The 19928-nt window shown below is 72.0% G+C and carries 14 protein-coding genes; 7 read left to right on the top strand and 7 right to left on the bottom strand.

Annotated elements, in window-relative coordinates; translation table 11 throughout:
- Positions 1–166 precede the first annotated feature (166 nt).
- Positions 167–1240 (top strand): AI-2E family transporter, encoded by a 1074-nt coding sequence (locus tag EV567_RS11945; RefSeq protein WP_130439006.1) that lies wholly within the window; start codon positions 167–169, stop codon positions 1238–1240.
- On the opposite strand, the gene EV567_RS11940 is transcribed toward EV567_RS11945, so the two are convergent.
- Positions 1183–3345, bottom strand: coding sequence for a SpoIIE family protein phosphatase (locus tag EV567_RS11940; protein ID WP_130439004.1), 2163 nt, complete (start codon positions 3343–3345; stop codon positions 1183–1185). The two genes, EV567_RS11945 and EV567_RS11940, sit on opposite strands and share 58 nt — an antisense overlap.
- 182 nt (positions 3346–3527) lie before the next feature.
- Between EV567_RS11940 and aspS the strand changes: the two genes are divergently transcribed.
- The 3 genes from aspS (at position 3528) to EV567_RS11925 (ending at position 7487) form a co-directional block, all read left to right on the top strand.
- Entirely contained in the window at positions 3528–5291 is a 1764-nt protein-coding gene (aspS, locus tag EV567_RS11935; protein ID WP_130439002.1) for an aspartate--tRNA ligase, read from the top strand.
- A gap of 205 nt (positions 5292–5496) precedes the next feature.
- Entirely contained in the window at positions 5497–5874 is a 378-nt protein-coding gene (locus EV567_RS11930; protein ID WP_130439000.1) for a hypothetical protein, read from the top strand.
- Positions 5875–6146: 272 nt separating this feature from the next.
- The gene (locus tag EV567_RS11925; protein ID WP_130438998.1) at positions 6147–7487 is read left to right on the top strand and encodes a polysaccharide lyase family 1 protein; all 1341 of its coding nucleotides are present in this window, start codon (positions 6147–6149) and stop codon (positions 7485–7487) included.
- A 78-nt stretch (positions 7488–7565) separates the two neighbouring features.
- On the opposite strand, the gene metG (EV567_RS11920) is transcribed toward EV567_RS11925, so the two are convergent.
- The 3 genes from metG (EV567_RS11920) to EV567_RS11910 all read right to left on the bottom strand — a co-directional run bounded on the left by metG (EV567_RS11920) (position 7566) and on the right by EV567_RS11910 (position 12818).
- Positions 7566–9161 carry a methionine--tRNA ligase gene (metG, locus tag EV567_RS11920; RefSeq protein WP_130438996.1) on the bottom strand — a complete coding sequence of 532 codons (1596 nt, stop codon included), beginning with the start codon at positions 9159–9161 and terminating at the stop codon, positions 7566–7568.
- Positions 9158–10888, bottom strand: a complete 1731-nt coding sequence (gene metG, locus EV567_RS11915) for a methionine--tRNA ligase (protein WP_130438994.1) — start codon at positions 10886–10888, stop codon at positions 9158–9160. The genes metG (EV567_RS11920) and metG (EV567_RS11915) overlap by 4 nt, the downstream gene beginning before the upstream one ends.
- 151 nt (positions 10889–11039) lie before the next feature.
- A complete protein-coding gene (locus EV567_RS11910; RefSeq protein ID WP_130438992.1) occupies positions 11040–12818 on the bottom strand; it encodes a VWA domain-containing protein in 1779 nt (592 codons plus the stop codon).
- A gap of 253 nt (positions 12819–13071) precedes the next feature.
- On the opposite strand from EV567_RS11910, the gene EV567_RS11905 reads away from it, so the two are divergent.
- Positions 13072–15159, top strand: a complete 2088-nt coding sequence (locus EV567_RS11905; RefSeq protein WP_130438990.1) for a PhoX family phosphatase — start codon at positions 13072–13074, stop codon at positions 15157–15159.
- A 50-nt stretch (positions 15160–15209) separates the two neighbouring features.
- On the opposite strand, the gene EV567_RS11900 is transcribed toward EV567_RS11905, so the two are convergent.
- Positions 15210–16169 carry a hypothetical protein gene (locus tag EV567_RS11900; RefSeq protein WP_242620770.1) on the bottom strand — a complete coding sequence of 320 codons (960 nt, stop codon included), beginning with the start codon at positions 16167–16169 and terminating at the stop codon, positions 15210–15212.
- 370 nt (positions 16170–16539) lie between these two features.
- Positions 16540–17001 carry a hypothetical protein gene (locus EV567_RS11895; RefSeq protein ID WP_407071582.1) on the bottom strand — a complete coding sequence of 154 codons (462 nt, stop codon included), beginning with the start codon at positions 16999–17001 and terminating at the stop codon, positions 16540–16542.
- A gap of 113 nt (positions 17002–17114) precedes the next feature.
- Here EV567_RS11895 and EV567_RS11890 point away from each other — a divergent pair, with 113 nt between their 5' ends.
- A complete protein-coding gene (locus tag EV567_RS11890; RefSeq protein WP_207228744.1) occupies positions 17115–18287 on the top strand; it encodes a PP2C family protein-serine/threonine phosphatase in 1173 nt (390 codons plus the stop codon).
- Positions 18288–18437: 150 nt separating this feature from the next.
- Complete coding sequence (locus EV567_RS11885) at positions 18438–19697, top strand: hypothetical protein (RefSeq protein ID WP_130438988.1); 1260 nt, start codon at positions 18438–18440, stop codon at positions 19695–19697.
- Between the two features lie 10 nt (positions 19698–19707).
- Here EV567_RS11885 and EV567_RS11880 read toward each other — a convergent pair whose 3' ends face one another.
- Complete coding sequence (locus EV567_RS11880) at positions 19708–19896, bottom strand: hypothetical protein (RefSeq protein ID WP_130438986.1); 189 nt, start codon at positions 19894–19896, stop codon at positions 19708–19710.
- Positions 19897–19928: the final 32 nt, after the last annotated feature.

Here is a 19928-nt window from a genome sequence, read left to right as displayed (position 1 = left end):
ACCTCCAGCCACGGAAGCTAGGCAGGCGCATATGCGCCCCGCATGGCCCGAAAGGAAGTTCACCCGTTAGGGCAACGAGGTATCGATTCTGCGGTTGGTGACGCCCCGTCACCCGGCTGGGGTGCCTCCGGGAGACAGGGGGCGGGGACCGTGGTGCGCTGAGGGGGTGCGTCTGCTGCCCGAAGCCGTTCGTCGTCTCGCTGCCTGGTGTGCCGTCGTCCTGCTCGTGTCGGGCGTCGGGTACGTCGGGATCCGGCTGTGCGCGGAGCTGCGCACCGCCGTCGTGCCGGTGCTGCTCGCGCTGCTGGGGAGCGCGCTGCTCGGGCCCTTCCACCGGCGGATGGTGAAGGCGCGGGTGAACCGGTCGGTGGCCGCCGCCGTCACGTGCGTGGCCGTGGTGGCGGTGGTCGGCGGGGCCGTCTACATCGTCGTCGCCGCGCTCATCGAGAGCGGGGACGAGATCGTCGCCTCGCTGAAGGAGGCGGCACGAGGGCTGACACAGCACTTCGGGGCTGCGGGCACCTCGCTCGACGACGTCGCCTCCAACGCCCGGGAGCTGCTCCGCAAGTTCGGCGGGACCGCGGCCTCCGGGGTGATCAGCGGGGTGAGCGTGGTGGGCGAGAGCATCGCCATGGCGGTGCTGGCGCTCCTGCTCGTCTTCTTCTTCCTGCGCGACTCCGACCGCGCCGTCGACGGGCTGCGGGCCGTCGCCCCGCGCGGCACCGCGGACACCGTCGAGGCGATGGCAAGGCGGGCCTTCCGCGCCGTCGAGGGGTTCATGCGGGGGACGACCTTGATCGCCTTCATCGACGCCGTCTGCATCACCGTCGGACTGCTCGTCCTGGGCGTACCCGGCGCGGCGGGGCTGGGCGCGCTGGTCTTCGTCGGCGCCTACATCCCCTATCTGGGCGCTTTCCTCTCCGGCGGGGTCGCCGTGCTGGTGGCGCTCGCCGACCGGGGGTTCGTCATCGCGCTGTGGGCGCTCGGGGTGGTGCTCGCCGTGCAGGTGCTGGAGGGGCATGTGCTCCAGCCGATGATCCAGAGCCGGACCGTGCAGATGCACCCGGCGGTGGTCATGCTGACGATCACCGCGGGCGCCTCCGTCGCCGGGATCCTCGGCATGCTGCTCGCCGTGCCGCTGACGGCCGCCGCGTTCGGGGTGATGTACGAACTGCGGGAGCGCTACACCGCTCCCCCGGAGGCCGGAGCGCCGGGAACCCCGTCAGCGGAGGGCTCGTAGAGCTCGAACCAGATGCTCTTGCCCTGGCCGCGCGGTGACACCCCCCACGCGTTCGCGAGCAGTTCGATGAGGATCAGGCCGCGGCCCGAGGACGCCAGCTCGCCGGGGCTGCGTTTGTGGGGCAGGTCGTCGCTGGTGTCGGTGACCTCGATGCGGATACGGCGTCCGCCGGGCGGACCGGTGACCTCGGCGACGAGCAGCGCGTCGGCGTCCGTGTGCACGAGCACGTTGGTCAACGTCTCGGACACCAGCAGGACCGCCGAGTCGACCTGGTCGGCGCAGGGCCAGTCGTGCAGCAGCTCGCGTAGTTGCTGCCTGGCCTCGGCGACCCGCTCGGGCTCGGCCTGGGCGACGGTCAGCATGGTCCGCCGCCCGGACGGCCGCGCGGGCGAGGCGTGCCGGGAGAGGAGGAGGACGGCGATGTCGTCCTCGCGGCGGTCGGCCAGCGGGCCGGTGGTGTGGTGCGACGAGGGGCCGTGCACGGCCTGGACCAGCGCGTCGGCCAGTTCCTCCAGGTCGCCCTCGTGCGCCTCCAGTGTCTTGCGGACCCGGCCCCAGCCGGTGTCGAGGTCGTGTCCGCCGGTCTCCAGCAGACCGTCGGTGCACAGCATCAGCGCCTCGCCGGGCTCCAGGGCGATCCGGGTGGTGGGGTAGTCGGAGTCGGGGTCGATGCCCAGCGGGAGCCCGCCGGCCGTGGCCCGGACCAGGACGGTGCCGTCGGTCATCCGGACCGCCGGGTCGAGATGGCCGGCCCGGGCGGTCTCCAGGATCCCGGTCACCGGGTCGACCTCCACATAGAGGCAGGTCGCGAAGCGGGGATCGGCGGGTGCGTCGGCGTCGCCGGTGTGGGTGAGACCGTGGAAGAAGCGGGAGGCGCGGGAGAGGACGGCGTCGGGGCGGTGGCCCTCGGATGCGTAGGCCCGCAGCGCTATGCGCAGCTGTCCCATCAGGCCGGCGGCGCGTACGTCATGACCCTGGACGTCGCCGATGACCAGGGCGAAACGGCCGCCCTCGGACGGCGTGCGGGAGGCGCCTCCCGGCAGCGGGATCACGTCGTACCAGTCGCCGCCGACCTGGAGGCCGCCGCCGGTCGGGATGTAGCGGGCGGCGAGGGTCATGCCCGGGATCTCCGGGCCGAGCGTGGGCAGCATGGAGCGCTGCAGCCCGTCGGTCAGCTCGCGCTGGGTCTCGGCGGCGCCGGCCCTGGTCAGGGCTTGGGCGAGCATCCGGGCCACGGTCGTGAGCACGGACCGCTCGTCGGGAGTGAACGCCACCGGGTAGGTGAACGCCGCCATCCAGGCGCCCATCGTGCGGCCGGCCACCGTCAGCGGCAGGAACGCCCAGGACTGGCGGCCGAAGTGGGAGGCCAGCGGCCAGGTCAGCGGATAGCGCTCCTTGTACTGACCGGGCGAGGACAGATACACGGCCCGGCCGGTGCGGACCACCTCCGCCGCCGGATAGTCGGTCTGGAGCGACATCTGGGTGAACGGGTCCTCTTCGCGCTCCTTCTGCCCGTGGTGCCCTATCACCGTCAGCCGGTCGCCCTCGACGCCGAAGACGGCCAGTCCGTCCGGTGAGAAGCCGGGCATCGACAGCGCCGCCGCGACCCGCAGCACCTCTTCCGTGGAGCGTGCCTCGGCGAGCGCACGGCCGGCGTCCAGCAGGAACGCCTCCCGGGAGCGCCGCCAGTCGCCGGTGACGGCGGTGCGTCCGGCGGGGGTGCCGGGCCGGGGCTCGGTGACCTCCTGGAGGGTGCCGATCAGTTCGTAAGCCTGCAGCTCCGGGTCGAACGACGGCTTGGAACGGCTGCGGGCCACCCGGACGACCCGCCCCTGATCGTCCATGATCCGGATGCGCACCTCGGCGAGAGTTCCCTCGGCGACGGCGAGCTGGACCACGCCGGTGATCTCGTTCCAGTCGACGGGGTGCATCCGGGCCCGGGCCTGGGCCTCCGTGAGGACGGCCTCCTCGGCGGGCAGGCCGAGCAGCCTGGCCGCCTCGGCGTCGACGGTGACCAGCCCGGTGGCCGTGCTCCAGTGCCACAGGCCGGTCGCGAGGGAGGCGAGGACCTCTCCCACGGCGGGCAGAGGCTCGCCAGTGCGCATTGACCTACTTTAAGAACAGGCGATCGAAGCGTGCCACTGTTCACCGACCGATCACCCCGCGGGGAATGGAGGGGAGCCGACCGTGGGCCGCCCGGTACGCTGGGGGTTGTTTCACGTGAAACACGTGACCGCGGCACAGATCGCGACACAGCCCCCGATCCGCGAAGACTGGATGAACGACGATGCATCGGTACAGGTCCCACACCTGCGGCGAGCTCCGCGCCTCTGACGTCGGCACCGACGTCCGGCTGAGTGGCTGGCTGCACAATCGGCGCGACCTGGGCGGCATCCTCTTCATCGATCTCCGCGATCACTACGGCATCACTCAGCTGGTGGCCCGTCCCGGGACGCCCGCCTACGACGCCCTCGACCGGCTGACCAAGGAGTCGACCGTCCGCGTCGACGGCAAGGTCGTCTCCCGTGGCGCGGAGAACGTCAACCCCGACCTGCCCACCGGTGAGGTCGAGGTCGAGGTCGGCGAGGTGGAGCTGCTCGGCGCCGCCCAGCCGCTCCCCTTCACGATCAATGCCGAGGACGGCGTCAACGAGGAGCGGCGCCTGGAGTACCGCTTCCTGGACCTGCGCCGCGAGCGCATGCACCGCAACATCATGCTGCGCACGGCGGTCGTCTCCGCCATCCGCCACAAGATGGTGGCCCTCGGCTTCAACGAGATGGCGACCCCGATCCTCACCGCGACCTCCCCCGAGGGCGCGCGTGACTTCGTGGTCCCCTCCCGGCTGCACCCGGGCCGGTTCTACGCCCTTCCGCAGGCCCCGCAGCAGTTCAAGCAGCTGCTGATGATCTCCGGCTTCGACCGCTACTTCCAGATCGCGCCCTGCTTCCGTGACGAGGACGCCCGCGCGGACCGCTCGCCGGGCGAGTTCTACCAGCTCGACGTCGAGATGAGCTTCGTCGAGCAGGAGGACGTCTTCCAGCCGATCGAGAAGCTGATGACCGAGCTGTTCACGGAGTTCGGCAACGGCCGTGAGGTCACCTCCCCCTTCCCGCGGATCCCGTTCCGTGAGGCGATGCTGAAGTACGGCTCCGACAAGCCGGACCTGCGCGCCCAGCTGGAGCTGGTGGACATCACCGATGTCTTCGAGGGCTCGGAGTTCAAGGCCTTCGCAGGCAAGCACGTGCGCGCGCTGGCCGTGCCCGCGGTGCAGGACCAGCCCCGCAAGTTCTTCGACCAGCTCGGCGACTACGCCGTCTCGCAGGGTGCGAAGGGCCTGGCGTGGGTGCGGGTCGCCGAGGACGGTTCGCTGTCCGGCCCGATCGCGAAGTTCCTCACCGAGGAGAACGTCGCCGAGCTGACCAAGCGCCTGTCGCTGGCCGCCGGGCACGCCGTGTTCTTCGGTGCGGGCGAGTTCGACGAGGTCTCCAAGATCATGGGCGCGGTGCGCGTCGAGGCCGCGAAGCGCTCCGGCCACTTCGAGGAGAACGTCTTCCGCTTCTGCTGGATCGTCGACTTCCCGATGTTCGAGAAGGACGAGGAGACCGGCCGGATCGACTTCTCGCACAACCCCTTCTCCATGCCCCAGGGTGGCATGGACGCCCTGGAGAACCAGGACCCGCTGGACGTCCTGGCCTGGCAGTACGACATCGTCTGCAACGGCGTCGAGCTGTCCTCCGGCGCGATCCGGAACCACGAGCCGGACATCATGCTCAAGGCGTTCGGCATCGCCGGCTATGACGAGGAGACCGTCGAGCGCGAGTTCGCCGGCATGCTGCGCGCGCTCCGCTTCGGCGCCCCGCCGCACGGTGGCATCGCCCCCGGCGTCGACCGCATCGTGATGCTGCTGGCCGACGAGCCCAACATCCGCGAGACGATCGCCTTCCCGCTCAACGGCAACGCCCAGGACCTGATGATGGGCGCGCCGACGGAGCTGGAGGAGGCGCGGCTGCGTGAGCTGCACCTGAGCGTGCGCAAGCCGCAGCCGAAGTAAGGCGCAGCCGGCGAGCGCGAGGCGCTGACCTGGAAAGGGACCTGGAACCGACGTCGGTTCCAGGTCCCTTTCGCATGGGTGGGCAAAGGTCGCCTTCCTCTCACCGGGGGCGCACAGGAATCACGGAGGACGCCCACAGCGGCCTGCCGTTCCATGGAGGGCGGGGCCGGCGCGGGCCGGCGGGGCAGGGAGGGAAGCCACAGCCATGGGGTTCACGATCACGCTCTCGGTGCTGCTGATCGCGGGAGCGGTCGCCGGGATCGTCGTCCGGCGACGCGGCCGTCGGGTCCTTCGCCCGTCCGGCCTGGACGCCGAGGCGGAGGCGAACCACTGGCTCGTCCGGCTCGGCGGGGGCATGACCCCACCCGACCCGCGGACCTGGGAGGACGCGGACGAGGGGGCGGCGGGGGCGCTGACCAGCGCGGCGGAATGCCACCGGCGGGCCCGGGCGCTGCTGGCGAGCGCGCGTACGGCGGCTCAGTACGAGGAGGTCACACAAACGGCCAGGGAAGGGCTGGAACATCTGCGCCGGGCACGCGCCGATCTGGCCCTGGCGTCGGCCACCGCGCCCGTGGACCGCTGACCCATGAGACGGCGCGGCACCGAGACGGCACAGATCCATGGAACGGCACAGCCCGTCCCCACGTTTCTGACAGGTCGGCCTTCTAGGTGGTGGAGGTGACGGTGGACGTCCCCCGTGTCACCGGGTTCCACAGGGTGACGGACGTGCCGGACGACTCCGCCGGCAGGGCCACCAGGTCTGCGCCGCGCAAAAAAATCCGACGGGGCGGCAACTTCTGTCGATGTGGTGGCCACTGAGAGGGCGTAACCGCTTCCTCTCGTAAGGATTCACCCGTGGCAGCTCCCTCCCACCGACGGTCTCTTCGCAAGCGTCGTGTTCTCGCCGTGTCCGCCGCCTTCGTGGCCGCCGCGGCCGGGGCCGGGGTGCTCGTGGCGAACGCCAACGCCGGGACCGTGGACCTGTACCACCAGACGCTCGCCGCCAAGGACGGCTGGGCGTCCTCGGGGACGGGGACGACCGGCGGCAGCAAGGCCGACGCCGCGCACACCTTCACCGTGTCCACCCGCGCCGAGCTGGTGAAGGCGCTCGGTTCGGCGTCCGACACCACGCCCCGGATCATCAAGGTCAAGGGCACGATCGACGCCAACACCGACGACTCGGGCAAGAAGCTGACGTGCGCCGACTACGCGTCCGGCACCGGCTACTCGCTCTCCGCCTACCTGAAGGCCTTCGACCCCGCCACCTACGGCCGCTCCAAGCTGCCCTCCGGCGCCCAGGAGACGGCCCGCGTCGCGGCGCAGACCAAGCAGGCCAAGAACGTCGTCCTCAAGGTGCCCGCCAACACCACGATCGTGGGCGTGCCCGGCACCGGCGCCGGTCTCACCGGGGCCATGCTCCAGATCCAGGGCGTGGACAACGTCATCGTCCGCAACCTCACCTTCGCCGCGACCGAGGACTGCTTCCCCCAGTGGGACCCGACCGACGGCGACGACGGCAACTGGAACAGCAACTACGACGCCGTCACCCTGCGCGGCGCGACCCATGTGTGGGCGGACCACAACACGTTCACCGACGCCCCGCACTTCGACACCGCGAACCCGAAGTACTTCGGCCGCGAGTACCAGATCCACGACGGGGCACTCGACATCACCAAGAGCTCCGACCTGGTGACCGTCTCCCGCAACCAGTTCACCAGCCACGACAAGACCATGCTGATCGGCAGCAGCGACAGCGAGCCCGCCGGCAAGCTGCGCGTCTCCCTCCACCACAACGTGTGGAAGGGCATCGTCCAGCGCGCCCCGCTCGCCCGGGTCGGCCAGGTGCACATCTACAACAACCTGTACGACGTCACGCCTCTCAACGGCTACGCGGTGCAGTACAGCATCAACTCACGCGCCAAGGCCCAGGTCGTCTCGGAGAACAACTACTGGAAGGTCCCGTCGAGCGTGAAGGTCGCCAAGCTGCTCAGCGGCGACGGCACCGGCGCGGTCAAGGACTCCGGAAACCTCGTCAACGGCACGGCGACCGACCTCGTCGCCGCCTACAACGCCGCCTCCTCCAAGGACCTGAAGACGACGGTCAACTGGACCCCGACCCTGACGGCCGGACTCACCCCCGCGACGAATCTGCCGACCGAACTGGCGACCACGACGGGCGCGGGCGTCCTTTCCTGACGGCCCTCCGACTCCCGGGGAAGCGGTGACGGAGGGAACACCCGCTTCCCCGGGCCTGCCCGCGGCGCCCGGCTCGCGTCAGGCGGTGGGCTTCTCCTCCAGGCGGGGGAAGAGGATCTCCCCCTTGGTGATCGTCGTGCCGGCGGGGAGACGACCCCACGCGCCCGCCTCCTGGACGCGCTGGTCGGTGAGCGGGCCCAAGGGGGGCTCGGCGCCCAGGAAGTCCCAGAGCTTGCGGGAGGTGTCCGGCATGACCGGATGGAGCAGCACGGCGATCGCGCGGAGCGACTCCGCGGCCGTGTAGAGGACTGTGGCGAGGCGGGCTCTGCCGGCCGGCGTCCCGTCCTTCGCGACCTTCCACGGCTGCTGCTGCGTGAGGTAGCCGTTGACCTGCTTGACGAAGTCGAAGACCGCCAGGATGCCACCCTGGAAGTCGAGTTCGTCGCCGATGCGGCGGTCGGCCTCGGTGACCGTGCGGGCGAGGGCGGCGTGCAGCGCCTCCTCGGCCGGGCCGTCGGCCGTGGCCTCGGGCAGCACGCCGTCGAAGTACTTGCCGACCATGGCCGCGACCCGGGAGGCGAGGTTGCCGTAGTCGTTGGCCAGTTCACTGGTGTAGCGGGCGGAGAAGTCCTCCCAGGAGAAGGAGCCGTCCTGGCCGAAGGCGATCGCCCGCAGGAAGTACCAGCGGTAGGCGTCCACGCCGAAGTGCGAGGTGAGGTCCTGCGGTTTGATGCCGGTCAGGTTGGACTTCGACATCTTCTCGCCGCCGACCATCAGCCAGCCGTTCGCCACGATCCTGCCGGGCAGCGGGAGGCCCTGCGCCATCAGCATCGCCGGCCAGATCACCGCGTGGAAGCGGAGGATGTCCTTTCCGACCAGGTGGACGTCGGCCGGGAAGGTCGACTCGAACTTGTCCCGGTTCTCGTTGTAGCCGGCCGCGGTCGCGTAGTTCAGCAGCGCGTCCACCCACACGTAGATCACGTGCTCGGGGTCCCAGGGCACCGGGACGCCCCAGTCGAACGTCGAGCGGGAGATCGAGAGGTCCTGGAGCCCCCGCCGGACGAAGTTCACGACCTCGTTGCGCGCGGACTCCGGCTGGATGAAGCCGGGGTTCGCCTCGTAGTGGGCGAGGAGCCGCTCGCCGTACTCGCTCAGCCTGAAGAAGTAGTTCTCCTCGCTGAGGACCTCCACGGGCCTGCGGTGGATCGGGCAGAGCTTTTGCCCCGCGAACTCGCCTTCCCCGTCGAGGAGTTCGCCGGGGAGCTTGTACTCCTCGCAGCCGACGCAGTACGGCCCCTCGTAGCCGCCCTTGTAGATCTCGCCCCGGTCGTACAGGTCCTGCACGAACTCCTGGACGCGGTCGGTGTGCCGCTTCTGCGTGGTGCGGATGAAATCGTCGTGGGCGATCTCCAGGTGCTCCCACAGGGGGCGCCAGGACTCCTCGACGAGCCGGTCCGCCCACTGCTGCGGGCTGACGCCGTTGGCCTCGGCGGTGCGCAGGATCTTCTGGCCGTGCTCGTCCGTGCCGGTCAGGAACCAGACCCGCTCGCCGCGCTGGCGGTGCCAGCGGGCGAGCACGTCACCGGCGACGGTGGTGTAGGCGTGGCCGAGGTGCGGGGCGTCGTTGACGTAGTAGATCGGGGTGGTGACGTAGTACGACCCGGACGCCGTCATGCCTCCTGGCCTCCGAAGCGCTCCTTGTACTCCTCCAGGTCGTCGTCCGTGAGCTTGGCGAAGAGGACCGGCGGGACCGTGAAGGGCGTGCCGGCGGGGACGGAGGCGAGAGCGCGGGCCTCGTCCGCCGTGACCCAGGTGGCGGTGTCGTCCGGCAGGGAGAAGGCCTGGCGCATGGCCGCCGACGTCGCCGGGATGAAGGGCTCGGAGACGACCGCGTAGAGGTGGATCAGGTTCATCGCCGTGCGCAGGGTGAGGGCAGCGCCGTCCTTGTCGGTCTTGATCTCCAGCCAGGGGGCCTTCTCCTCCAGGTAGGAGTTGCCCGCGGACCACAGCGCGCGCAGGGCGGCGGCCGCCTTGCGGAACTGCAGCGCCTCCATCTGCGACTCGTACTCGGCGAGGAGTTCGGCGATCTGCCCGCCGAGCTTCGTCTCGGCCTCGCCGGGCTCGCTGCCCGCCGGGACGTCGTCGCCGAAGCGCTTCCTGGAGAAGGACAGCACGCGGTTGACGAAGTTGCCGAGGGTGTCGGCCAGGTCCTTGTTGACCGTGGCCGTGAAGTGCTCCCAGGTGAAGGATGAGTCGTCCGACTCCGGGGCGTTGGCGATCAGGAAGTAGCGCCAGTAGTCGGTGGGGAGGATCTCCAGGGCCTGGTCGGTGAAGACGCCGCGCTTCTGGGAGGTGGAGAACTTCCCGCCGTAGTACGTCAGCCAGTTGAAGGCCTTGACGTAGTCGACCTTCTTCCACGGCTCGCGCACGCCCAGCTCGGTGGCGGGGAACATCACCGTGTGGAAGGGGACGTTGTCCTTCGCCATGAACTCGGTGTAGCGGACGGGGTTCTCGCCGGCGTCCGCCTCGTACCACCAGGACTTCCAGTCCCGCGTCTCGCCGTCGGGGGCCTGGTCCGCCCACTCCTTCGTCGCGCCGATGTACTCGATCGGGGCGTCGAACCAGACGTAGAAGACCTTGCCCTCGGCCGCGAGCTCCGGCCAGGTGTCGGCCGGGACCGGAACGCCCCAGTCCAGGTCACGGGTGATCGCGCGGTCGTGCAGGCCCTCGTTCAGCCACTTGCGGGCGATGGAGGAGGCCAGCTGCGGCCAGTCGTCCTCGTGGCGGGCGACCCACTCCTCGACCTCGTGCTGGAGCTTGGACTGCAGCAGGAACAGGTGCTTGGTCTCGCGGACCTCCAGGTCCGTGGAGCCGCTGATCGCCGAGCGCGGGTCGACCAGGTCGGTGGGGTCGAGCACCCGGGTGCAGTTCTCGCACTGGTCGCCTCGGGCCTTGTCGTAGCCGCAGTGGGGGCAGGTGCCCTCGACGTAGCGGTCCGGGAGGAAACGGCCGTCGGCCGGGCTGTACACCTGGCGGATCGCCCGCTCCTCGATGAAGCCGTTCTCCTGGAGGCGGCGGGCGAAGTGCTGGGTGATCTCGACGTTCTGCGGGGAGGAACTCCGGCCGAAGTAGTCGAACGCGAGTGCGAAACCGTCGTAGACGGCCTTCTGGGCGTCGTGCGCCTGGGCGCAGAACTCCTCGACCGGCAGGCCCTGCTCCTTCGCGGCGAGCTCGGCGGGGGTGCCGTGCTCGTCGGTCGCGCAGATGTAGAGGACGTCGTGGCCGCGCTGGCGGAGGTACCGGGAGTACACGTCCGCCGGGAGCATGGACCCCACCATGTTGCCCAGGTGCTTGATCCCGTTGATGTACGGAAGGGCGCTGGTGATGAGGTGTCGAGCCATCTCGGGCTGCTCCCAGGTTGCTATGTACGGAACCTTGAAATCGTAGCCGACAGGGGTGTGCCGCCCGCTTCTCGTTTTACGGGGTGAGAAGAGGGCGGCACGGGGGTCGGTGACACGGGCGGCCGGCGGCCGGGTGGGCGCGCCGTCGGGGCTACGGGCGCCAGGTGGCCAGTACGCCTTCGTAGAGCTCGGCGTCCGTGAGCTCCAGGGGGGTCGGGCCGGCGTGGAAGAACGACGTGTTGCCGGTCTTCAGTTTGCGCAGGTAGTCGAAGGCCTTGTTGTCGTGCTCGCCGAAGGCGACGAACGAGAAGAAGAGGGAGGGGTGGTTCTTCGCGGCGTCCGTGAGGGACTGGGTGGCGGGGGTCTTCGCGTCGGGGGCCCCGTCGGTCTGGAAGACGACGAGGGCGGGGGTCTTCGAGGCCTTGGCCTTCGGTGTCTTCGAGGCCTTCTTGTGACGCGCCACGTGGTGTTCCACGACGGCTTCGACGGCGGCGTGATAGCTGGTACGGCCCATGCGGCCCAGCCCCGCGTGCAGGTCGTCGACCTTGTCCTCGGGGTCGGTGAGGGTGAGGTCGGCGGTGCCGTCGAGCTCGGTGGAGAAGAAGACGACGTGGACGTTCTTGTCCTCGGCGAGGTGGGCGGCGAGGGCGAGGGTCTGGTTGGCCAGGGCCTTGACCGAGCCGTCCTTGTAGTACGGGCGCATGGACGCGGAGCGGTCGAGGACGAGGTAGATGTCCGCTCGGGCCTCGGAGAGGTTGAGTTTCTCGAGGGTGGAGGCGGCTGCGGTGTGGGCGGTGGTGAGGTGGGGTGGGGTTGCGGGGCTGTCCTGGGCGCCGGTTTCTGGGCCGGCCTCGGGTGCGGTTGCGGCCTCGGCTTCGCCTTCGGCCGGGGTGTTCCCACCCGCACCGCCCGTGCGGGTTTCGTCGTCGGCTGCGGGTGGCCCCTGTGGGGCGTCCTCGCCGTCGGCGTCCGCAGGTCCGCTCTGCGCGGCGGGCTCCGCCGGTTCGGCCGTGGCGTCGGGCTGCTGAGTTGCCGGCTCCGCCGCAGGCTCGGGCTGCTGAGCTGCGGGTTCGGTCGGCTCCGCCGCGGGCTCGGGCTCCGGGGTCGCCTCCGCGACCGGCTCCGGCTGGGCCTCGGTGGCGGTCTCGGCCTCTTCCGTCACCTCTTCGGCCTCGCGGGTCGCCGTCGCCTCTGCTTCGGCTGCCGGCGTGAGCTCATCGGTCGAGGGCGTTGCCTCGGCCTCGGGGGTTGCCGTGGCCTCTTCGGGTGCGGGCTCCGCCTTCGGCTCCGTCACCGGGGCCTCCACCGACAGCTCAGGCTCGGGCTCGGGTGCCGTCGGCTCGGGGTCGGCGACAGCCTCCTGCTCGGCCGTTGTCGGCTCCGGCTCGGCCACGGTCGACTTGGGGTCGGCCACGGTCGGCTCGGGGTCGGCGACAGCCTCCCGCTCGAGCGCAGCCGACTCCCGCTCCGCCGCCGTCGGCTCGGGTTCGTCCACCGTCGGCCCGGGGTCGGCGACAGCCTCCCGCTCGGGCGACGTCGGCCCCGGCTCGGCCACGGTCGACTTGGGCTCGGCCACGGTCGGCTCGGGCTCGACGGCAGGCTCCCGCTCGGGTGCCGTCGGCTCGGCGGCCGGCTCCGGCTCGGGGGCGGTGGTGGCCTCGGCCTCGGGGGCCGGGGGCTTCGTCGGCGTCGTGGTGTCGGGCTGCTTCGGGGCCGTCACGTTGTCGAAGGCTGCCGTGACGAGGTCGTGTTCGTCGCCGGGTTCCGGGCGGGGCTCCGGGATGCGGGCCGCGGGCTGCTCGGGGGCGGCGGCAGGTGTGGGGGCTGACGGGGTTTCCTGGGTGGGAATCCGTTCCGCAGTCTCTGCCTCGGCGGTGCGCTCCTTGCGTGACCGGCCGAACGCGTTCCGCAGGAGAGAGAGAATGCCCATGTGCGCAACCCTTCGCTGAGTTGAAGCCCGTCAATCCCTGGCCAGGACGGACACGTAAGGTTAGCGGCCCCCGGTGGTGATCTTGGGTAGGGGTGAGCGGGCGGGGGGCGGGCGTGTCAATACCGTCTTCGCTCCGGCTCAACACCCGTGCGGATGCCGGGGATTCACCCGTCGTTCACCCAGCGTCAGCGCCCCCGCACAAAGACGCCCCTAGCGTCACGCTCACACCACGGGCACGCAAGGGGAGAGTAAAGTGCGCAAACCGCTGCCGCTGATCGGATCGCCGTCCCATTCGCATCCGGGCGGACGTTCCGCCATGACCTGCCGGTTCCGGTGTGGTGACGCCTGCTTCCAGGAGGTGCCCAACACCAGCGCCAACGAGTACGTCGGCGACGTCATCGCGGGGGCCCTGAGCCGCCGGTCGATGATGCGTGCCGCCGCCGTCGTCACCGTCGCGGGCGCCGCCGGTGCGGCCGGCGTCACCGGGGCCCGGCCGGCCGCCGCCGCGACGCGGGAGGCCGCGGCCCGGGGGACGTACGGGAAGGGGGGCGCGACGGGGAAGGCCGCCCGGGGGCTGCGCTACTCCGCCGTCGCGCCCAACACCGTCGACGCCGTCGTCGTCCCCGACGGGTACCGGCAGAACGTCGTCATCCGCTGGGGCGAGCCCATTCTGCGCGGCGCTCCCGCCTTCGACCCGGAGAAGCAGACGGCGAAGGCCCAGGCCGGGCAGTTCGGGTACAACTGCGACTTCCTCTCCCTGCTGCCGCTGCCCGGCGAGCGCGGACGGCAACTGCTCGTCGCCAACCACGAGTACACCGACGAGATCCTGATGTTCCGCGGTTACGACGCCGCGAACCCGACCCGGGAGCAGGCCGAGATCGCCTGGGCCGCGCACGGGCTCTCCGCCGTCGTCGTGGAGGAGGACCGGCGCACCGGGCGGCTGACCGCCGTGCCGCGGCATCCGCTCAACCGGCGCGTCACCGCGACCACCGAGTTCCGGATCACCGGCCCCGCCGCCGGGTCCCCGCTGCTGCGGACCTCCGCCGACCCGACGGGCCGCAAGGTCCTCGGCACGCTCAACAACTGCTCCGGCGGCACCACGCCCTGGGGCACGACGCTCCACGGCGAGGAGAACTTCAACCAGTACTTCGCCAACAGCGGCCGCGCCACCGACAAGCGGTACGGCATCGGCACCGGGGCCAGCGAGCGCAAGTGGGAACGGTTCGACAAGCGGTTCGACGTCGCCCAGGAGCCGAACGAGGTGCACCGGTTCGGCTACGTCGTCGAGTTCGACCCGTACGACCCGGACTCCACGCCCCGCAAGCACACCGCGCTCGGCCGCTTCAAGCACGAGGCCGCGACGGTCCGGCTCACCGACGACGGGCGGCCCGTCGTGTACTCCGGGGACGACGAACGGTTCGACTACTTCTACAAGTTCGTCAGCAGCAAGCGGATGCGCAAGGGCGGCTCGCGTGCCGCGCGCGAGCACAACCTGTCGCTGCTCGACGAGGGGACGCTGTACGTCGCGAAGCTCACCGGGGACTCGCCCGCGGTCGAGATCGACGGCACCGGGAAGCTGCCGGGCGACGGGGAGTTCGACGGCAGCGGGGAGTGGATCCCGCTGGCCACCGCGAGCGCGCGGGGCGCCGTCTCGCACGTCGAAGGGATGACGGCGGAGGAGGTCTTCGTCTTCACACGGCTCGCCGGCGACAAGGTCGGCGCGACGAAGATGGACCGGCCCGAGGACATCGAGCCGAACCCGGTGACCGGAAAGGTGTACGTCGCGCTGACGAACAACGGCAACCGCGGCGTCGGCGCCAACGCCAAGGCGGACGAGGCCAATCCGCGCAACGCCAACAAGCACGGGCACGTGCTGGAGCTGACCGAGCGCGGGAACCGGGCGGAGTCCACCCGGTTCGCTTGGTCGCTGTTCCTCGTCGCCGGTGATCCGGAGGACCCGGCCACCTACTTCGCCGGGTTCCCGAAGGACGCCGTCAGCCCGATCTCCTGCCCCGACAACGTGGCCTTCGATCCGTACGGCAACCTGTGGATCTCCACGGACGGCTCGCAACTCGGTTCGCACGACGGGCTGTTCGGCGTGGCCACCCGGGGCCCGCGGCGGGGTGAGCTGAAGCAGTTCCTCACGGTGCCGAACGGGGCGGAGACGTGCGGGCCGATCATCCAGGAGCGGCGGGTGGTCGTGGCCGTCCAGCACCCGGGGGAGCTGGACGGGGCGTCCGTGGAGAACCCGAAGAGCGTCTGGCCCGACGGTCCCGGGAAGATCGTGCGGCCGGCGGTGGTGGCCGTCTGGCGGGGCGACGGGGAGGACGTCGGCGTCTGACCGCCCGGGCGGGCACGGTTCCACGGCTCCGAGCCCACCCCTGCTCACGGCTACACCTCGATCCGCGGCCGCTTCCCCGGGCGCGCCGAGTGCGCCGGGGTCCCGCCGGGACCCCGGCGGGCGAGGCGTGCTCGGTGGGTCAGCCAGGTGGCCGCCGCGGTGGTCAGGCCCAGCGCCACGAGCAGCCAGGACGCGGTGCGCAGGGTGGTGGTGAGGGCGTCGTAGACGGCGGCGGCCGCGGGGCGGTGGGTCTGGTCGGGGAGGTCGGCGAGGGTGAGCCGGCGGCCGAGGGACACCGCGAGGCCGAGGAGGGCGCCGCCGAGGGCCGTGCCCAGGGCGGTCGCCGTGAGCGCGCGGCGGCGGCAGGCGGCCAGGGCGATGCCGGCGGCGGCGAGGAGGACCGCCGTCAGCGGCAGCCAGAAGGCGGCGACGTCGAGCACGTGGTAGCCCTTCCGGAGCGTGACCAGGTCATGGGCGGGGAGCAGTGCGACCCGGGTGTGCGTGACGGGGATGCGATCGGCGAACGGGGCGTGGTCGGCGGCCAGTTGGCGTTTTATGCCGTCGACCACGGGGGCCAGGTCGACGCTGACGTCGTCGGCGCGGTCGTCGTGCAGGGCCGTCATGACGGCCCGGTGCGCGGCCTCGTTGCCGGTGTCCCACGCGGTGTGGAAGGCGCGGGTGTGGGTGAAGGAGCGCACCGCGTCGTGGACGAAGGGCTTCACCTCGGCGTGCAGGGGGTGGCGGCCGAGGGCGGCCTCGCGCAGGATGCCGTCGCCGACCGTCTCGGCGACCGCGTCCCGGACCGCAGGATCGGAGGCGAGCGGAGCCATGGCGGCCACGTAGCGGCCGGTGTCGGTGAGGCCGTACGCGGCCCAGGCGGCCAGCGCGCCGCAGGGCAGCAGGAGGCAGGACACGGCGATCAGGGCGGCCGAGACGGCGTTCCTGAGGCGTCGGGAGGCGGCGGCGGTGGTCACGCCGCGCGTCGTGGTGCCGGTGACGGTCGTGGCCACGGTTCCACCCCCTTGTCCGGAGTGCCGGGGTACCGGTGTGTCTCCAGGCAAGGGCGCTGGTGCGGCGGGCGCGAGCGGGGCGCGGCCGCTCGGGTGGCGGCCCGCAGGCCGGGGGGCGCTCCGCGCGGGGCGGCCTCGGGTGGAGCGTTCACCCGAACGGGTGTCTCATGGTTCTGGGGAGTCCGAGAGCCTCGTCGGGCGGTGGGAGCGATCCCGTCCGCCCGGTGAGTGGAGGGATGAGGGAAACGCGTGGGCCCCGGCGGTGACCGCCGGGGCCCGCGTGCGTCGTCGGCTCCCGAGCACCGCCGGGCCCGTGCGCGTCGTCGGCTCCCGAGCACCGCCGCCGTGTCCGTGTCGGCCGGTGCTGGGCTCAGCCGATGCGGTGTCCTTCCGCGTCCTCGTGCGTGTAGTAGCGGTAGAAGAGCACCACGAAGAAGCCGGCCCCGGTCGCGAGCGAGATGCCCACGGAGTAGAGGACGCTCGTGCCGGACTGGTTGACCAGGAAGCCCATCGCGCAGCCCGCGAACGCCGCCCACAGCAGGGCGTGCAGCTCGCGCCGCCGGTGCCGGGCGAGGGCGCGCACGCCGGCGTACAGCGCGATGAACACGAGGGCGGTCACGAAGCCGAACAGGACGTTCCAGCCGGTGATCGGCCCGCCGCTGCGCTGGTTGGCGGCGGCCCAGTAGCCGTAGACCAGCCCGAGGGCGACGGGCACCGCCCAGCTGGCGATCAAATGGGTGCGCGCGTCGAAGACGTCGGGCAGGGCGCCGCCGCCGGCGCCGGGCCCGATGGGCGTGCGGGGCATGCCCGACGCGGATACCGCATGAGCCATGAGAGCACTCCTCTCTCTCCTCGCCCCCGCCTTCCAGGGCACACCTGGGTGGGGTGCGGTGGCAAGTCGGCTGCCCGGATGCGGCCGGGCGCGGCGCGTGTTTCGCTGAAGCGGTGAGCGACCGTGGGCGTCCGAGGCTGCCCTACCGCTCCCCGCGAGCCCGGCGCCTGCACGTCGAGCGTCATCGGCTGCTGCGGATCCGGGGCCGCAGCGTGACCTGGCTCGTGCCGCTGCTGACCCTCGTCGTCATCGCCTTCGTCGACTACAACACCAGCGGCGAGTTCAGGATCGTCTCGTGGTGCGTGTTCGTCGCCGCGATCGCCGCGGCGCTGTGCGGGGTGTGGACGACGGCGCTGTTCGCGGTGCTCGCGCTGTTCACCTACGTCGCCGCGGACGCCGCCTGGCCGGTCCAGTACCGGGCGGGTCCGGCGGACTTCGTCCTCGTCCTCGCCGGCGGCGTCCTCTCCGTCCTCGCCGCCGCGGTCCGGGTGCGCGGCGAGCAGCGCATGCTGCACATGCAGCACATCGCCGCGACCACCCGCCGTACGGTGCTGCGGCCGCTGCCGCCCGGCTGGGGCGCCCTCGACCACGCCGAGGAGTATCTCGCCGCGGACGCCGACGCCCGTATGGGCGGCGACTTCTACGACATCCAGCCCGGCCCGAACGGCACCCGCGTCCTCCTCGGCGACGTGCAGGGCAAGGGACTCGGCGCGGTGGAGGCGGCCGCCGCGCTGCTGGGGACCTTCCGCGAGTCCGCGTACCACGAGCCGGAGCTCGCGACCGTGGCCGGCCGGCTGGAGACCCGGATGCGGCGGCACCGCGGCCACACCGTGGCCCTCGGCCGCGACGACGGCGACCGTTTCGCCACCGCCGTGCTGCTGGGGTTCCCCGAGGGGGAGGCGGGGGCCGTGGAGGTCGTCGACTTCGGGCACGAGCCGCCGCTCGCGGTCGGGCCCGGCGGCGTACGCCTGCTGCCGTTGGCCGAGGGGCTCCCGCTCGGTCTCGCCGAGCTCACCGACGGCGCTCCGCCGCCCGTGCTGCGGACCGCGCTCGCGCCCGGGGAGACGCTGCTGCTGGTCACCGACGGGGTCACCGAGGCCCGGGACCGGGAGGGCGCGTTCTACCCGCTCGTCGAGGACGTCGCCGCCGCGTTCGCCCGGGATCCGCGCACCGCCGATCCCGCCCGCCTGGTCGCCTTCGTCCGCGACCGCACGCTGAGGCACTGCGGGGGACGTCTCGCCGACGACACGACGATCTTCGCGGTGCGGAGGGAAGGGAGGGCTTGACGGGCGAAGGCGCGGCGGGGGCGGCGAACGCTCCTCGGACGAACGCTCCCTGGACGAACGCTCCGTATGGGGACGTTTGACGGGCTGAGGCCCTCCTCCGTCGGCGCAGCGGTTACCGTGCTGACGTACGTGATCGACAGGGGAGGGACCATGCCCGGAACCGTGCTGCTGCTCGCGGCCTCGCCGGCGGGCAAGGGGTGCCTGGTGGACGCGGCCTCGGTGCTCCCCGTGCTCGCGGCGGTGCCGCCGGCCGTGCTGGCCGGCACCGAGACCGCGAACGTCGTCGAGCTCGCCGATCCGCTGGAGCCGCAGGCCGTCCTCACCCGGCTGCGGGCCGCTGCGGCCTCGCCGGGGCCGTTGACCCTGTTCGTCACCGGACAGCTCCAGCTCGACCGGCGTCAGCGGCTGCCCCATCTCGCGCTGGCCCGGACCACGCCGGCGACCGTGCGGTACACCGGGTTCCCCTGGCACTGGTTCCGTGAGGAGCTGCGGCTGCGGGCGGCGGGGACGACGACTCTCGTCCTCGATCTGCACGCCGACGCGGAGAGCTGGGTGTGGCTGCGGGCGAACGCGCTGGACTGCGGGCCGACGGTGGCCGTGCACGGGCGGGTCGCGCCGCCGCCAGGACGGCGGCGGGTCGCTGTGCCGACGTACATGAAGGCCGTGGCCACGGTGCTGCGCAGCGGCGGCCGGCCTCCGCTGGAGCAGCTGCACCACATGGCGGCGGCGCGGATCGCGGGCGAGGGGGAAGTGGGGGACCTGGTCCTCTCGGGCACGGGGACCGGTCTTCCGGGCGGCGGGAGCATGGGCGCGGGCATGGGTGTGCGCACGGGTGCGGGCGCAGGAACGGGTGCGGGCGCGGCCCCCCGTACGGCGCCGGGAGCCGCCCCCGCCGCCCTCGCCGTCCCGGCCCCCTCCGGCCCGCTCCCCCCGCTCCCCGCCCACTTCCCCGGGGCCCCCGTCCCGCCGGCCCCGGTGGACACCGATCCCCACCTCGCCATCGCCGCCGCCGTCCAGGCCGGGCGGCACGCCGACGCCGACGCTCTCGCCGCCCGCTGGGAGCGGTCCGCCGCCGTCGAGCACGGGGCGGGGTCGGAGGAGACGCTGCACTGGGCCGAGGTGCGGGCCGACCTGGCGATGTTCGCGGGGGACGCGGCGCGCAGCTGCCGTGCGTGGATGGCGGTGGCCGGCGCCCGGCTGACCGCGGGACAGCCCGCCGACGCCCCCGCGGTGGAGGCGGCCGTGGACCGGGCGCACCACCAGTGGGGACGCATCGACGAGACGGACAGCGCCCGCGAACTGGGCCCGGCTCTCGCGGAGTTGCGCGCCCGGGTCCCCGGCCGTCGGGAAGGCGCCCTGGACCACGTCCACCGTCAACTGCGCCGGCTGCAGCTCCAGACGCAGAGTTGAGTCCGCGGCCTCAGCGGACGCCGGTCCGCGCCGCCGAGGAGGCCGTGTCGGGATCGACGTGGGTGGTGTGCTGGGTGCGGGAGGGTTCCGCCCCTCGGGTCGGGCCCGCGTTCGCGGCCAGGACCAGGGCGGTCACGGCGATGAGAGCGGCGGCGAGTCCCCTGGTGAGACGCCCGGGGGTGTCGGTGCGTTCGAGCACGGCTACCTCGCAGGAGCGGCAGGAGCAACAGA

Source organism: Streptomyces sp. BK239, assembly GCF_004217285.1.
GTDB lineage: Bacteria > Actinomycetota > Actinomycetes > Streptomycetales > Streptomycetaceae > Streptomyces.
The sequence above is the reverse complement of the archived record's forward strand: the minus strand, read 5'-3'. Positions and strand labels throughout refer to the sequence as shown.